This window comes from Mesorhizobium sp. M1078, from assembly GCF_040318615.1.
Lineage (GTDB): Bacteria > Pseudomonadota > Alphaproteobacteria > Rhizobiales > Rhizobiaceae > Mesorhizobium.
Window position 1 is genome coordinate 568706 of record NZ_JAMYMP010000001.1, and the last position, 15830, is coordinate 584535.

General features: G+C 65.3%; 15 protein-coding genes. 11 read left to right on the forward strand and 4 right to left on the reverse strand.

The window, feature by feature from the left end:
- Window positions 1–493: 493 nt before the first annotated feature.
- Together rsgA and NKH38_RS02855 are read left to right on the forward strand one after the other, a co-directional pair.
- A complete protein-coding gene (gene rsgA, locus NKH38_RS02850; protein ID WP_502896577.1) occupies window positions 494–1519 on the forward strand; it encodes a ribosome small subunit-dependent GTPase A in 1026 nt (341 codons plus the stop codon).
- Window positions 1520–1562: 43 nt separating this feature from the next.
- Window positions 1563–1994, forward strand: a complete 432-nt coding sequence (locus NKH38_RS02855; protein ID WP_352758966.1) for an ABC transporter permease subunit — start codon at window positions 1563–1565, stop codon at window positions 1992–1994.
- 13 nt (window positions 1995–2007) lie between these two features.
- On the opposite strand, the gene NKH38_RS02860 is transcribed toward NKH38_RS02855, so the two are convergent.
- Window positions 2008–2259 (reverse strand): hypothetical protein, encoded by a 252-nt coding sequence (locus tag NKH38_RS02860; protein WP_023683121.1) that lies wholly within the window; start codon window positions 2257–2259, stop codon window positions 2008–2010.
- 227 nt (window positions 2260–2486) lie between these two features.
- Window positions 2487–3671, reverse strand: coding sequence for a Gfo/Idh/MocA family protein (locus tag NKH38_RS02865; RefSeq protein ID WP_352758969.1), 1185 nt, complete (start codon window positions 3669–3671; stop codon window positions 2487–2489).
- An 86-nt stretch (window positions 3672–3757) separates the two neighbouring features.
- Here NKH38_RS02865 and NKH38_RS02870 point away from each other — a divergent pair, with 86 nt between their 5' ends.
- From NKH38_RS02870 to NKH38_RS02905, 8 genes are all read left to right on the forward strand, one after another.
- A complete protein-coding gene (locus NKH38_RS02870; RefSeq protein ID WP_352498316.1) occupies window positions 3758–4645 on the forward strand; it encodes a MurR/RpiR family transcriptional regulator in 888 nt (295 codons plus the stop codon).
- A 79-nt stretch (window positions 4646–4724) separates the two neighbouring features.
- Window positions 4725–5507: an SDR family oxidoreductase gene (locus NKH38_RS02875; RefSeq protein WP_352758971.1), complete on the forward strand. Its 783-nt coding sequence runs from the start codon at window positions 4725–4727 to the stop codon at window positions 5505–5507.
- The gene (locus tag NKH38_RS02880) at window positions 5504–7039 is read left to right on the forward strand and encodes a mannitol dehydrogenase family protein (RefSeq protein WP_352758973.1); all 1536 of its coding nucleotides are present in this window, start codon (window positions 5504–5506) and stop codon (window positions 7037–7039) included. Before NKH38_RS02875 ends, NKH38_RS02880 begins: the two co-directional genes overlap by 4 nt.
- 24 nt (window positions 7040–7063) lie before the next feature.
- Window positions 7064–7978 (forward strand): sugar phosphate isomerase/epimerase family protein, encoded by a 915-nt coding sequence (locus tag NKH38_RS02885; RefSeq protein ID WP_352518428.1) that lies wholly within the window; start codon window positions 7064–7066, stop codon window positions 7976–7978.
- Between the two features lie 78 nt (window positions 7979–8056).
- Window positions 8057–9091, forward strand: a complete 1035-nt coding sequence (locus NKH38_RS02890; protein ID WP_352758977.1) for an ABC transporter substrate-binding protein — start codon at window positions 8057–8059, stop codon at window positions 9089–9091.
- Window positions 9092–9357: 266 nt separating this feature from the next.
- Entirely contained in the window at window positions 9358–10908 is a 1551-nt protein-coding gene (locus tag NKH38_RS02895) for a sugar ABC transporter ATP-binding protein (protein WP_352758980.1), read from the forward strand.
- Window positions 10905–11876 (forward strand): ABC transporter permease, encoded by a 972-nt coding sequence (locus NKH38_RS02900; protein WP_352758983.1) that lies wholly within the window; start codon window positions 10905–10907, stop codon window positions 11874–11876. Before NKH38_RS02895 ends, NKH38_RS02900 begins: the two co-directional genes overlap by 4 nt.
- A gap of 241 nt (window positions 11877–12117) precedes the next feature.
- Window positions 12118–13098: an ABC transporter permease gene (locus tag NKH38_RS02905; protein WP_027049757.1), complete on the forward strand. Its 981-nt coding sequence runs from the start codon at window positions 12118–12120 to the stop codon at window positions 13096–13098.
- Window positions 13099–13366: 268 nt separating this feature from the next.
- Here the strand turns inward: NKH38_RS02905 and NKH38_RS02910 are convergent, their stop codons facing one another.
- Window positions 13367–13807, reverse strand: coding sequence for a lipid-binding SYLF domain-containing protein (locus tag NKH38_RS02910; protein ID WP_352758986.1), 441 nt, complete (start codon window positions 13805–13807; stop codon window positions 13367–13369).
- A gap of 160 nt (window positions 13808–13967) precedes the next feature.
- Window positions 13968–14960, reverse strand: coding sequence for a hypothetical protein (locus tag NKH38_RS02915; protein WP_352758988.1), 993 nt, complete (start codon window positions 14958–14960; stop codon window positions 13968–13970).
- Between the two features lie 198 nt (window positions 14961–15158).
- On the opposite strand from NKH38_RS02915, the gene NKH38_RS02920 reads away from it, so the two are divergent.
- Entirely contained in the window at window positions 15159–15827 is a 669-nt protein-coding gene (locus NKH38_RS02920; RefSeq protein ID WP_031202403.1) for a GNAT family N-acetyltransferase, read from the forward strand.
- Window positions 15828–15830: the final 3 nt, after the last annotated feature.

Consider the following 15830-nt stretch of genomic DNA (forward strand, 5'->3'; position numbering starts at 1 on the left):
ACCTGCCATCCTCAGCCGTCCCTGCCAACTTCGAGGTCGACGACGAGGCCTGATGCGTGGCATGCAAATCAAGACCATCGGGCAGCGTATCGAGGGATTTCACATCGGCTGTCTGGACGACGTCCTGGAGAGCGACAGATCGGGGTCGAGCCGCCTCAGCTCCCGGTTGATGGCCGCCAGGCGCTCCGGTTCGCCCTTCCGTGTTGCAGACATTGAGAATAACGGGGCGTAAGCGCATAGGATTTTTCCTCAATGTTGAACGACCCTCGACGCACGCGACGCGGATAGGTGCCACGATAGGGTCCGTGTCTGGTGACGTTCAGCGAACCACCGCCTCGATGCGTTCCACGCGGTGCGCGAAACGGCTTGGCCATCGGCGCGGTTCGGCTTGCCAAATGCCGCCATGCCGCCCATACACGGCTTGAACAACCGCCCCGAGGGTCCGCGCCCATTTTGCCAAAGGATACTCTCCGATGTCTGTGACGCCGTCGCCGTGGTCAAAACCGTGACGGCTTCCCTCGCAAGCCTGGGCTGGACGGATTTCTTCGGCGACCAGCTTGAAGCCGATGAGGCAGACCTAGTGCCGACGCGCATCGCCTCGGTGCACCGCGACCGTCTGGCCGGTCTGTCTCTGTCAGGGCCAGTGGATCTGACGCTGCCGGCCAATGCCAACACCGGCGACTATGCCGTCGGCGACTGGGTGCTGGTCGAGCCTCACACGCATCTGCTGCGCCGCCGACTGACCCGCAAGACGGTGCTGGAGCGCCGCACACAGGGCGGCAGGGTGCCGCAGCTGGCCGCGGCCAATGTCGACACGCTGTTCATCGTGACGTCCTGCAATGCCGATTTCAACATCGCCCGGCTCGAGCGCTATCTGGCGCTGGCCAACGAGGCCGGAACGACGCCGGTGATCCTGCTGACCAAGGCCGACACCGCTGACGATGCCGAGGCTTACCAACGCCAGGCCGCCGCCCTGCAGCGTGGACTGGCCGTGGTGATGCTGAACCCGCGCGTCGCCGATGCCGCAGCGGCGCTTGCTCCCTGGTGTGGCGAGGGGCAGACGGTGGCGCTGGTCGGCTCCTCCGGGGTCGGCAAATCGACGCTGGTCAACACGCTGGCCGGATCGGCGCAGCAATCGCCGCAACAGACGGCGGGCATTCGCGAGCACGATGCCAAGGGTCGCCACACTACCACAGCCAGATCGCTGCACGCCATTGCCGGCGGCGGCTGGGTGATCGACACGCCGGGCATGCGCACGCTGCATGTCAGCGACGTCGCCTCCGGCATCGACACGCTGTTTGCCGAAATCACCGAGCTCGCACCGCTGTGCAAATTCCGCGACTGCACCCATGTCCACGAACCGGGCTGCGCGGTGCAGGCTGCGTTGAAGGCGGGTACGCTCGACCCCGAGCGCCTTGCCCGCTGGCGCAAGCTGTCGGAGGAAAACCAGGGCAACACGCCGGTTCAGAGCGGCCCGCGCGGCAACAAATCGCCTGCCGGGCGCCCGAAGCGGCGTTGAACATCCGGAAAATTCCAGCGATAGAAATTGGAGGCCTGGCCATGTGCCGGGCCTCCGTGCCTTCACTCTCCCCGCATCGTCGCCTGGAACGTCGGCAATGCTGATGCGCCAGTTCATCTCCGGCGTGCCCGACGAGCTCATCGACGCCGCGCGCATGGACGGCGCCTCGGAGTTCTTGATCCTCTACAAGATCGTCGCGCCCAGCATCGCACCCGCAATCGCGGCTCTGGCCCTCTTCGCCTTCGTCTATCACTGGAACAGCTATCTGTGGCCGCTGACCGTGCTGCAGGGCAATGCCGACGCCTATCCGATCGTAATCAGCTTGAGCCGCTTGCTCAGCTACAACAGAGGTGCGGTCAACACCGGCTTGGTGATGGCCGGCGCCACGCTCGCCGTGCTGCCGCCGCTCATCCTGTTCGTCTTCCTGCAGCGCTTCTTCGTCGATTCCATCGTCGGCTCGGCGATCAAGGGATAGCTGCACCAAGCCTTCAAGCGCTCGGCCTGGTTCCGCCACAGATCAGATAGTAGCACTCGTCATAGCGCATGTAGTCAGCCGCGCCCTTGTCCGGCCATTCGCCCGTGTCGAAACGGATTTTGAGTAGGCTTCTGCACTGCGCCACCTTCGCTGCATTGCTGTCCGGGAACAGGGTAACGAGCAGGCCTTGCGGAGCGCCGAAGGAAACCGCCGAGAGAACGAGGCAGCCGAGGCTGGCAGCAAGGAAGAGAGACAAGTTGCGCATTGTTACCGAATACGGCTGGGCCGATGCTCTGACAATGAACAACCCATATCATGATTAACACATGCATAGCAGCGTTTTGCCCAGTAAAGCGACCGAAGAGTACTTGGCGCCCCGCCGCTGCCAGGTCTGCTGCGGCGGCGGTAGCGCCTTCGGCAGGTCAATCCCTTAGGGCAGCGCCAGTCCCCCAGGTGATTGCTTCTACCGCTGAACCGCGGCAGCTCCCGTCCTCACCCAAACCTTGCCGCCGTCCAAGCCCCACCCGCTGCATTCGACTCCACCGCCGCCGCGGCAAACTTCACCCCGCGCGCACCATCCACAACATCCGGCACCTGCGCGGCCCTTGCTGCATCGACCGCCCCACCTGACCTATGCGCACCAATAATATCAGCGGCGTCGCGGTAGAAATTGGCGAAGGCCTCGATATAGCCTTCCGGATGTGCCGCCGGCATGCGCGACACGCGCTGGGCCTCCGTCGTCGAGCCATGGCCGCCGCGCACCAGCGTGCGGGTTTCCTCGCCATAGACGGAAAAGCGCAGTTCTTCCGGCCGGCCGCCCGACCATTCGAGCCCGGCTTTGTCGCCATAGATGCGCACGGAGAGATCGTTGTAGTGGCCGGGCGACGTCTGGCTGGCGAGGATCGTGCCGCGCGCCGCGCCGGTCCAGCGCACCAGCACATGCGCATTGTCGTCGAGCCGCCGTCCCGGCACGGCGGTGAACAGATCCGCCGACACGGCTTCAGCCTCGCAGCCGGAGATATAGCTTGCCAGGTTGAAGGCATGCACGCCGATATCGGCCAGCACCGCCGACTGCCCAGCGCGCGCCGGATCGGTGCGCCACTCCGCCTGCTTCTGGCCCTCGGCGTCGATCGGCTTCGTCAGCCAGTCCTGGATGTAGGCGCCATGCACGGACACTATGCGGCCAAGCGCGCCCGCCGCCACCATCTCACGCGCCTGGCGGACCATGGCGTAGCCGGTGTTGTTGAGCGTGACGACGAAGCGACGCTTTTTCTCCCGCGCCAGCGCCACCAGCGCCTCGGCCTCATCCAGCGTCGTCGACAGCGGCTTGTCGCAGATGACGTCGATGCCGGCCTCGAGAAAGGCCGTGGCGATCGGCGCGTGCAGATGGTTGGGCGTGACGATGACCACCGCCTCGATGCCGTCCGGCCGCGCTGCTTCGGTTCGCGCCATCTCGCGATAGTCGGCATAGCTGCGATCCGACGCGATGCCGATCTCGGCGGCCGATGCGGCGGCGTTTTCCGGGTCCGACGACAGCGCGCCGGCGACCAGCACGATCTGGTCGTCGAGGCGCATGGCGAGCCGATGCACCGCGCCGATGAAAGCGTTGCGGCCGCCGCCGACCATGCCGACCCGCAGGCGCTTGCCGGCCGACCCGTCCGATGTTGCGTAGACCATTTTCAAGCTCCTCCCGGCAGACCGCTTTCGAACATAATTTCCAATTTTCATATTGTAAAACGATCGTATCGCGCTAGCCTGAAATCATGAGTGGGGCAAGCAAGGCATCCGGACGGTCCAGCACCGACGAGGCGGCGACGCGCAAGCGCGGGCGCTCGCTGGCCGCGCTTGGCTACATCCAGCCGCAGACCTATGAGGAGCTGCGCGCGGTGCTGTCGTCGGGCACGGTGCATTTCCCCAAGCGGCTGCGCCAGGTGGCAATCTTCCTGTGGCAGCATCCGAGCGACGTCGCGCTCGGCACCATCGCGCAGGTTGCGGCACAGGCCGGCGTGCAGCCCTCGACGCTGGTGCGCTTTGCCCAGATCTTCGGCTATTCCGGCTTTTCCGATTTCCAGGGCCTGTTCAAGGAGCACATCAAGGGCTCATGGCCGGAAGGGCGCGGCGAACCGCGCACCGAGACCGAGCCGAATCTGCATTTCCTGCACGGCATGGTCGGCGCATCGCAGGCCTCGCTGGGCCGCATCGAGACCGGCTTCGACGTCGAGAGTTTCGACAAGATGGTGGCGCTGCTGGCGGCGGCCGAGCTGATCTATGTCATCGGCTCCAAGCGCGCCTTTCCCGTCACCGCCTATCTCTCGCTGACGCTCTCGCAGCAAGGCGTGCGCAATGTGCTGGTCGACAATGTCGGGTCCTCCGCACTCGACCAGATCGGCTGCATCGGCGGCCGGGATGCCGTGCTCGCTGTCTCCTTCAGCCCCTACAATTCGATCACGCCCGATCTCGTCGCGGTGGCGCATGAGCGCAAGGCGCGTATCGTCACCGTCACCGACAGCACCTTCAGCCCGCTGATCCCGCTCTCGGACAGCTGGCTGGAAGTGGTGGAATCCGACTTTGCCGGCTTCCGCTCACTGGCGGCCTCGCTCGCCGTTGGGATGGCGCTGGTCCATGGCGTGGCGGCGCGGCGCGGCGAATGAGGCGTCACTGGTCCAATTGACTATCGGGAATTGCCGTTCCATATTTCTCAAAATAGAAACTTTATTCCCGGGAGGAGGAATGGAGATCCGGCTTGACGGCAAGGTGGCTCTGGTCACCGGGTCGACGCAAGGCATTGGCCGCGCCATTGCCGAGACGCTGGCGCGTTCCGGTGCCGCCGGGCTGCTGGTCACCGGGCGCGAGAGGGCGCGTGGCGAGGCCGTGGCGGCCGAGCTTTCGCAATTGGGCACGCCGACCATCTTCGTCGCCGCCGACCTTGCCGATCCTGACGCCCCCACCCTTCTGGCGCAGGCCTGCATCGAGCGCTTCGGCCGCATCGATGCGCTGGTCAACGCCGCCGGCCTGACCGATCGCGCCTCTTTCCTCGACGCCAGCCTCGACGACTGGGCGTCACTGTTTGCCGTCAATGCGCGCGCGCCGTTCTTCCTGATGCAGGCGGCGATTGCCGACATGAAGCAGCGCGGCCAAGGTGGCGCCATTCTCAACATTCTGTCGATCAACGCCCATTGCGGCTCGCCGGAGCTTGCCGTCTATTCCGCCACCAAGGGCGCGCTGGCGACGCTGACCAAGAACGCCGCCAACGCCCACCGTTTCGACCGCATCCGCGTCAACGGCATCAATGTCGGTTGGACGGACACGCCGGCCGAACGCATCATGCAGGCGGAGACTTTGGGCAACGGCCCTGGCTGGCTCGAGAAGGCCAACGCCGCGCAGCCTTTCGGCCGGTTGCTGACGCCGGACGACATCGCCAGCCTCGCCGTCTTCCTGCTGTCCGACGCCGCCGGCCCGATGACCGGCGCGGTTGTCGACCAGGAGCAGGCGGTGATCGGGGCGAACCGGTGAGCGCTTCCATCGAAACGCTTGGGCCGGCGCTGCTCGATCGCTTGCCGGCATCGGTCCAGACACCGTCCTATGACCGTACGCTCCTGGCGCCCGGCATGGCGCATCTCGGCGTCGGCGCTTTCCATCGCTGCCATCAGGCCGAATACACCGACGATCTCATCTCGCTGCGCTTCGACCGTTGGGGCATCGTCGGCATCAACATCCGTCCGCCCCGCCTTGCCGACACGCTGGGACGGCAGGGCGGGCTCTACACAAGGCTGATCCGCGAGAACAGCCACATCGAGGCGCGCGTCATCGGCAGCATCGTCCGGGTGGTCGACAGCCAGGAGAGTGCGGCACCGGCGCTCGGCGTGCTGATCTCACCCGATATCGAGCTGGTGACGATGACGGTGACCGAAAAAGGCTATTGCCACATCCCGTCCAGCGGCGAACTCGACCTTGGCCATCCCGACATCGTCCACGACCTCGCCAACCCCGAGACGCCACGCAGCGTGCCCGGCCTGCTGGTGCGGGCGCTGGAGCAGCGCAGGGCCACAAATGGGCGGCCGCTGACACTGCTGTCCTGCGACAACATTCCGGCCAATGGCGTTATCCTAGCCAATGTCGTGCAGACCTTCGCCAGGCAGCGCGGCAATGGCTTGGCCGCATGGATCGCAGCCAATTCCGCCTTCCCTTCGTCAATGGTCGACCGCATCGCGCCGGCGGTAACGCAAGATGACCTCGACAGTGTCGAGCAATGGTTCGGCTACCACGATGCCGCCGTCGCTGTCGGTGAGCCGTTCCGGCAGTGGGTGATCGAGGAAAAATTCGCCGGCCGCATGCCGCGCTGGGATCTGGTCGGCGCCACCTTCGTCGACGACGTCACGCCGTTTGAGCATCTCAAGATGCGGGTGCTGAATGGCGCCCAGACGGCACTCGCCACGCTCGGCGTTCTGGCTGGTCTCGAGCACACATCGGATGCCATGGCCGACCCGCTGCTGTCGGACTTCATCAGGCGCATGCTGGTCGAGGAGACTGTGCCGACGCTGATGCCGGTATCCGGCGTCCTGCCGCTTGCCTATGTCGAGCAGAGCCTTGCCCGGCTGAAGAACACCGCGATCCGCCACCGCAACCACCAGGTCGCCACCGACGGTTCGCAGAAGATCGTCCAGCGCCTGCTCAACCCGATCCGCGACCGGCTCGCGATGGGCCAGAGCATCGGCCTGCTATCGGTGCCGGTCGCCGGCTGGATGGCCTATCTGATCCGGGCCTCGGATCGCTTTGAAAGACGCTGGCCGGTGTTGGATCCCTATGCCGGCAAGGTCACCGCGATCGCCGATGCGACCGGTCACGATGCCAGCGCGCTGGTGTCCGCCATCCTTGCCATCGACGGGATATTCGACCCCGGCCTTGCCGCCGACGATACGTTCCGCGCGGCCGTCACATCGGCGCTGGGCGACCTGCTGTCGGACGATCCGATGGCGGCTGTCCGGCACAGTCTCGAACAAGATGAGGTCGCGAGGTTGAAGCGATCCAAACAATCGGCATTATAGTCGTCGGGGTCTAAGGGAGGCAGAATGAAACTAGGAGTTCTTACAGCACCTTTTGCGGAGACGCCGCTTGGCGAGGTTGCCGACTGGGCGCACTCGGCCGGCTTCGAGGCGCTGGAAATCGCCTGCTGGCCGAAGACCTCAGGCGCGACGCGGCGCTATGCCGGCACCAGCCATATCGATGCCGCTTCCACCTCGCCCGCGCAGGCCAAGGAGATCGTCGCTTCGCTGACGGAGAAGAAGCTGACCGTCTCCGGCCTCGGCTACTATCCCAACCCACTGCATCCGGACCCTGCCCATCGCGAGGCCGTCATCGGCCATCTGAAGAAGGTCATCGTGCTGGCCGCCAATATGGGCGTGCCGGTCGTCAACACCTTCTGCGGTGGCGATGCCTCGAAGACCGTCGACGTCAACTGGCAGGACGCGCTGAAAGTCTGGCCCGAGACCGTCGCCTATGCGCGCGGCCACGGGGTAAAACTCGCCTTCGAGAACTGCCCGATGATCTTCAGCTATGACGAATGGCCGGGCGGGCACAACATCGCCTATTCGCCGCTGGTCTGGCGGCGCATCCTCGAAACCTGGGGCGGCGAGGTCGGCATGAATTTCGACCCCTCGCACCTGGTCTGGCAAATGATCGACCAGGGCCGCTTCATCAAGGAGTTCGGCCCCTACATGCTGCATGTCCACGCCAAGGATTTGATGATCGATCATGATGGTTTGTATGAGCGCGGGATTCTTTCCGCCGGGATAGGCTGGCAGGTGCCGCGCATGCCGGGATTGGGCGATGTCGACTGGAGCGGCTTCTTCTCCGGCCTCTACCGCGCCGGCTATGACGGCTCGGTCATCATCGAACATGAGGACAGGCGGTTTGAAGGCAACGACGATGCGGTGAAGCGGGGCTTCCTGCTCGCCCGCGACGTGCTGCGCCCCTTCGTCAAATGACGAGGTGAATGACTTGGTCCGATCCTGCCGAAGGGTCTGGCCCTGAGACGAAAAACAACAATGTGGAGGAGTACTGACATGAAGAAAATACTGACCATGGTCCCGTTGCTTGCGGGCGCTGCCTTGCTGGCATCGATGGGCGTGTCGTCGGCCGAAGCCAAATATACGATCGGCATTTCCAACACCGTGCAGGGCAATGGCTGGCGCGAGGAAATGGTCTGCGCCATGAAGGCGCAGGCGCTGGCTTCGGGCGAAGTGACGAAGCTCAACATCGCCCACCGCAACACCGATGCCGCCGGCCAGCTCGAAGACATCCGCAATCTGATCAGCGCCAAGGTCGACGCCATCGTCGTCAACCCCGCTGATCCCGCCGGCATCAAGGCGGGCCTGGAAGAAGCCACCAAGGCCGGCATCGTCGTCGTTGCCGTCGACCAGGCGGTGACCGAACCGTCGGCCTACATCATCTCCAACAACCAGGAACAGTATGCCTATCTCGGCGCCAAATGGCTGTTCCAGCAGATGGGCGGCAAGGGCGAAGTGTTCTACATGCGCGGCGCCGCCGGCGCCTCGGCCGATAGCGATCGCGACAAAGGCTTCAAGAACGCGCTGGCCGAAAACCCCGGCGTGAAGGTGGCGCAGGAAGTCTTCACCGGCTGGCAGCAGGATCAGGCCAAGCAGCAGATGCTGTCGTTCCTGGCCACCGGCACGCCGTTCAACGGCGTGTGGACGTCGGGCATCGACAACGTCATCGTCGACGCGCTGGTCGAATCGCAGGCGCCGCTGGTGCCGGTGGTCGGCGCCGACAATGCCGGCTTCGTCGGCCAGCTGAGCTCGGTGAAAGGTCTCGTCGGTGCAGCCGTCACCAACCCCGGCTCGATCGGCGGCGCGGGCGTGACGCTGGCACTGCAGATCCTCGACGGCAAGAAGCCGGCGCAGCAGACCGTGCTGGTCGACCCGCAGCTGTGGGACAACGCCACCGACGAAGGCAAGGCCAAGCTGAAGGCAGCCGCCGACCCGTCGCTCAGCCCGGAATGGCCGGTCTCGATCTCGATCCCGGAGTGGACGACCTACACGAAGGAGCAGATCGTGGCCTGCAAGGGGCCGGGGGAGTAGGCCTGGTTTGAATGAACTGGCGAGGACGGCGAACGGCCGTCCTCGTCACACAGACTAGCGCTCTACGGCGCCCCCTCTGTCCTGCCGGACATCTCCCCCACAGGCGGGGAGATTGGCTGTCATCTCGGCTTTCGCTAATTTTCTACGTCGCAAGACGAGGGGCGGCGCCGGAACTGCCAATCTCCCCCCTTGTGGGGGAGATGTCCGGCAGGACAGAGGGGGGCGCCGTAGAGTGCCAGCAAGAGAATTTCTGAGCGGACATCGATTTGACCACCAGCCCCCTCCTCGACGCCACCGGCGTCGCCAAGAACTACGGCGCGGTTGCAGCGCTTCGCAACGCGTCGCTCTCCGTGCTGCCGGGCGAGGTCCACGCGCTGATGGGCGCCAACGGCGCCGGCAAGTCGACGCTGGTGAAGATCCTGACCGGCGCCATTCCGGCGAACTCCGGCCGCATCCTGATCCGTGGCGAGGCGCGCGACATTCGCTCGCCGGCCGCCGCGCGCCGCGCCGGGCTGCTGCCCGTCTACCAGGAGCCGTCGCTGATCCCCGATCTCGACGTGCTGTCCAATCTCAGGCTCACCGGCACGCCGGTCGAGCCGTTCCGCGCCTGGGTGCGCGAGCTCGGCATTGCCGACCTCGATCTGCGCGACACCGCGCGCGACATCCCGCTCGCCGTGCTGCGCGTGCTCGACCTGGCGCGGGCGCTCGCCGTCGAGCCCGACGTGCTGCTGCTTGACGAGATGACGGCGGCCCTGCCCGCCAACCTTGCCGAAAAGGTGCTGGAAGTGGTGCGCCGCCAAGGCGATTCGGGCCGCGCCGTGATCTTCATCTCGCACCGCTTCGTCGAAATCTCGGCGCTGTGCGACCGCGCCACCGTGCTGCGGGACGGCGAGACCGTCGGCGTCGTCGACATCGTGCCGGGCGTGGAAGAAAAGATCGTCGAGCTGATGCTCGGCACCCGCATCGTCAAAACCCATGTCGCGGCCCGCAGCGCTGCCGAGAAGGCCGCGCCCGCGACCACCCGGCCGCGCATTTCGGTGCGAAACCTGCGCGTCGGCGCCAAGCTCAGCGATGTCTCCTTCGATCTCGCCGACGGCGAAGTCGCCGGCGTCGTCGCGCTCGAAGGCCAGGGCCAGGACGAGTTGTTCGCCGCCCTTGCCGGCTCGATCCGGCCCTCCGGCGGCACCATCGAAGTCGATGGCCAGCCGGTGAAATTCTCGCATCCGATCGACGCCATCCGCGCCGGCATTGCCTATGTGCCGGGCGACCGCTCGGAAGCGCTCGTCATGCAGCGCTCGGTGCGCGAAAACATCGCGCTGCCTTTCAGCGCTGCCTTGCGCAACTGGGGTCCGATCAACATGCGCCGCGAACGCGCGACCGTGCTCAGCGCCATCGAGCGGCTGCAGATCGACACCCGCGCGCAAGGCGAGGTGCAGCGCCTGTCCGGCGGCAACCAGCAGAAGGTGACGATTGCCCGCTGGATCGCGGCGGATGCCCGCACCATCCTGTGCTTCGACCCGACGCGCGGCATCGATGTCGGCACCAAGCAGGAGATCTACAAGCTGCTGCGCGAACTCGCCGGCAACGGCAAGTCGGTGCTGTTCTACACCTCGGAGCTGGAGGAGGTGCAGCGCGTCTGCGACCGCGTCATCGTCATCTTTGGCGGCCGCCTCGTCGACATTTTTCCGGTCGAGGAGGCCGACGAGCCGGCGCTGATGCGCGCCGCCTACGGCCTGCCGCGCGGCGCCAAGGCCGATATCGGCATATTGGCTGATCCGACCGCGAACACTTCGGCTTCGCCGGAGGCCGCGCCATGAGCCATTTCCTGCGCCGCCAAGGCTGGGTCGTCGGCCTGTTCGCCCTGCTCATCGTCCTGTTCATCGCCACCAGGATCAGCCAGCCGGCCTATGGCAGCAATGATTTCGGCTCGCTCGCCCGCGCCGTTCTGCCCTATGCCTTCGCAGTCGCCGCGCAGACGGTGGTCGTCATCGCCGGCGGCATCGATCTGTCGGTCGCCGCCATGATGGCGCTGACCAGCGTCACCGCGGCGTCGATGATGAATGGCGCGAGCGAGGAATACGCGCTGTTCGTGGTGCCCTTCGTGCTCGCCATGGGTTTCGTGCTCGGCGCGCTCAACGGCCTGCTCATCGTCGTCACCCGCGTGCCCGACATTGTCGTCACCCTCGCCATGCTGTTCGTGCTGCAGGGCGCCGCCCTGCTGGTGCTCGACGCGCCGGGCGGCGGCATCGCCGAATGGCTGAAGGCGCTGATCTCCGGCACCATGCCGATCCCCGGCCTGCCCGACGCCATAGACGCCTGGCTGCCCAAGGCCCTGCTGGTGCTGATCGTCTGCCTCTGCGTCATCTGGATACCGCTCAGGCGCTCGCGCCTCGGCCTCTCCATCTACGCCATCGGCTCCAGCGAACTGGCGGCGTTCCGCTCCGGCGTGCCGGTCAAGCGCACCCGCCTCATCGCCTATGCGCTGTCGGGCCTGTTCGCCGCCATGGGCGGGCTGGCGCTGACCATGAGCACCGGCATCGGCGCCCCCATCCCCGGCCCCTATCTGCTCGCCAGCGTCGCCGCCGTGGTGCTGGGCGGCGTCGCGCTCGGCGGCGGCAAGGGCGGCCTGCTCGGCCCCATCGTCGCCGTCTTCGTGTTGAGGCTGGTGCGCACCGACCTGACGCTGCTCGCCATCGACCCGAATGTCACCGCGATTATTGAAGGGCTGATCATGGTGGCGGTGGTGATGTTCGGGGCGTTTATCACCATGCGGGGGCGGCAATGATGGGTGTGCTGTCGCAGAGAGACGTCGGCGTTCCTTCGCGCCCCCCTCTGTCCTGCCGGACATCTCCCCCACGAGGGGGGAGATCAGCTGTCATCGCCGCTTTCGCCAGCCTTCAACGTTGCAAAAAGGAGCGAGGCGCTGAAGCTGCCAATCTCCCCACAAGTGGGGGAGATGGCCGGCAGGCCAGAGGGGGGCGCCGTAGAGCGCCATCCTCGCAGCACACAACACCAAGAGCCGCCCCATGAGCACCGCCGCCATCACCCCCGTCCCCTTCGGCCGCCGCATAAAGCGCTTCATGGCCGATCGCCCGCTCATCCCGCTGATCGTCCTGCTCGCCATCCTGGTTATAATCCTGCAGGTCCTGCGCCCCGGCATCGTCAACGAGCGCTGGATCGCCAACACCATCAAATTCGCCATCCCGCTGGCGATCCTCGCGGGATGCCAGACCATGACCATGCTGACCGGCGGCATCGACCTGTCGGTCGGCACGGTGGCAACGATGAGCGCCTTCATCATGGCGACGCAAGTGGTCAACCAGGACCCGGCGGTGGCGTTCCTGCTGGCGATGATGCCGGCGGTGCTGATCGGCCTCGTCAACGGCATCGGCGTCGGTGTCTTCCGCGTCCACCCGCTGATCATGACGCTGGGCACCAGCCTGATCGGCACCGGCTGCCTGCAGGTCTACCAGCGCACGGTGATCGCGTCGGGCGCAAAAATCCCCGACTTCCTGGCTTGGCTCGGCACCGGCGTGACATGGGGCTTCCCCAACGCGCTGCTTTTGTTCGTGCCGCTCGCCGCCCTCATCGTCTTCACGCTCGCCCGCACCGGCTTCGGCCGCCTGCTCTACGCCGTCGGCGACAATGAGCGCGCGACCCGCCTGTCGGGCGTGCAATACTGGCAGGTCATCACCGCGCTCTACGTCACCTCCAGCGTGCTCGCCGGCATCACCGGCCTGCTCTATATCGGCCTGATCAAGGCGCCGTCGCTGTCGCTCGCCGAACCGCTGGTGCTGCCCTCGGTCGCCGCCGCCGTCATCGGCGGCACCTCCATCTTCGGCGGCCGCGGCGGCTACACCGGCACCATCATCGGCGCCCTGATCCTGACCGTGCTGACGACGCTGCTGACCATCCTGCAGATGCCTGAGGGGGCACGGCGGATCTTGTTCGGGCTGATCGTGCTGTTCGTGACGGCGGCGTATTTGCGGATTGTGGAGGAGCGGTAGGGGGCCGAGGCCAGCGCCAGCCCCCCCTCCGTCTCGGCTCGCCGAGCCACCTCTACCCCCACGTCCGTGGGGGAGAGGAAATGCCAAGCTTTTCGAGCGAAGAAAAAACTCAACACTGTCGAGGCCGCAACCTCGAAAATTAGCGTTTCCTCTCCCCCACGAATGTGGGGGTAGAGGTGGCTCGGCGAAGCCGAGACGGAGTGGGGGGCACCCTAAGCGATTGCCATCACCCTGGGCGCCTGTGCCCACCCAGAGCTCGCCCGCCCCCCTACTTCAACGAAATCGCCATCCCGCTCAAATCCGCATTCACCTGCAGGCCCACCTGCCGGCCCGTAAGCTCGAGCTGGGCGCCCTTGTCGTTGGTCATGACGATCACCTGCGCCCCCTTGCCGAGCGCGCCGCCACCGCCGGCCGCGCCATAAACCCCGGTCGCATCCCGCAACCTGCGGATATGGCGCACGGTGCCCCGGAAATAGGTCTTGGAAACCCCGAAGGCGAAGCCGCCCGAAACGCCGCCGATCGTGATGGGATAGGAGCGGCCGTGGAAGGTCAGCGTCCCCTCGCCGCCGGAACCGCCGACGAAGAAGGCCGCCTTGTAGACGGCAAAGCGGATCGTGCCGCTATCGGCATGCGCGGCGCTGGCAGCGCTGACGGACACAGTTGTGATGGCCGCAACCGCGAGCGAACGAAAGCTGGACGAGATGGTCATGGTGGGAGCTCCTCAAGTGCGCCGCTCACCCAACCGGCAGGGCTCGTCGGCGTCGTAACCAACTTGAACAATCTAGCCCGTGATTTGGTTCCAGGCAGGCTGTGACAAGATCCGACGAAACGTGACGTGGTGTACTTTCGGGTTGCGGAGGAGGCGGCGGCTATTTCCTCTTCCTGAGCACTTTTCGCAGCGTTAACTTCAACCGCCTCATCTGGTAATGGCGCCGCAACTTGGCCAGCGCCGACTGGTGGGCGGTGTCGATTGCAGCCAGCGAGTCCGCCTCGGTAGCCTGCGGCAGCGCGAGCAGCGCGTCGGCCTGAAGATCGGCAAAGGGCTTGGGGTCATAGATGGCGAACGGCGTCGGCGGGTCGCTGAGCACGGTGGGGTTGCTGTTGATCTCGAACACTACAAGCCTGCCGTCCACGAAAGTGTAGTCGATGCGGCCATACTGCATGCGGGCTTTTTCGAAGACCTGCATGACCGCATTGGCGTCAGGATTCGTATCGATATAGGTCCTGATTTCTTCGATATGCGCCGGCAGCAATTGCTCGGGCGAATTCTTGACGAACCACGATTTCGACATGGCGCAATGCTGGCCGTAGATCGTATCGCCGACCCGAAACGCCGCGTACTTCCTGAAATAACCGTCCATTCCGGAGGTGCCGATCATCTCCACCACCATCGGCCGCACCAGATCGCTACCGTCCAGCCGGGCGATCGCGGCGTCCAGCGCCGGCCGGTCGTGCAGCAGCGGCGGCTCCCTGTAGAGTGCGCCCGTCTCGTCGCGGATGAAAACGGGATAGCGTATCGCCTCTTCCAGCTCGTCCGGCCTGAACACACGAAAAGCGTTGCTGCCGTCGGCATGAAGCAGGCGCAGCAGGTCGAAGCGCTGCAGGCTGGCGGTCGGGTGATTGAGCTGCGTCAGGCCGGTGTTGTCAGCCAGTTCGGCGCTGATGCCGGCCGCGCGGCTCAATTCGTCCGATGTCAGCCGGTCCATGTCGGACCAGATGACCACCCCGGCGCGAACGCCGCGCAGCAGCCCGGCATCCTCGTAGCGCACCAGCCGGAACCACGCCTCCAGGTCAGTCCGGTGATACAGAAGCACCACCGCCTGCGTGTAGGCGTGCTCCCGGTGCGCGACGTAAAATATCATGCGTTTCCGTTGTCCGTATGTAATTGCAAAGGGGAACCATGATAATTAGACAGGCTTGTGAAAGCCGTGAAATGGTTCTCGATCCGGCATGCGTCAAACAGGAGATAGAACAGGTTGACGTTTCCGTGAAGCTGCAAACCGCATTGGCAAGAAACTGCCATGCGCCATCAACGCGTTAGAAGTCGAGGCAGCCGACACATGAATTTAGACGATGTTGCGATACCCATCCGCCGGTTAGACCTGGAAGACATCCCTTTGCTGATGGAGCTTGAGGCTGCCGCCTGGGCCGCACCGCTGCAGGCGAGCGAAACGACCATCCGCCACCGGCTGGCACTCGGACACACCATGTTCGGCGCGATCGATGGCGATCTGCTTGCTGGCACCATCTGCTTTACCGAGACCAGCCAGGATCCGCTGGTGCGCGCCGATTTCCCCAGGAATTTCGATGCCTATGCATCGCTGCCGCGCAGCGAGCCGGTTTACGCACTTTACGCCTACAATCTCTGCGTCCGGCCGAGCCATCGCGGCTCCAACACGGCGGTGCGGCTCTTGAAGGAGATGGAGAGCCACGGCCGCCGCCTGGGCGCCAGCTGGCTGATCGGCGATGGCCGCTGCTCGTCCTATGCCGGCTCCTCGGGCGAAGAGTATGATCATGTCAAGGCCGATGCGCGGTTCCGCGCCACCATCGACCGCTGGAACCAGACCGGCACAAGACCGCCGCTGGAAGAGATCATCCGCGATCCGCTGCTGCGCATGCACTACCGCGTCTACGGATGCGAGTTCCTCTACGTCATGCCGGACTTCTTCCCGCAGGACGCCACGTCAGGCGGCTTCAGGGTCATTTCAGCCAAGAATCTCAAGGCATGAGAT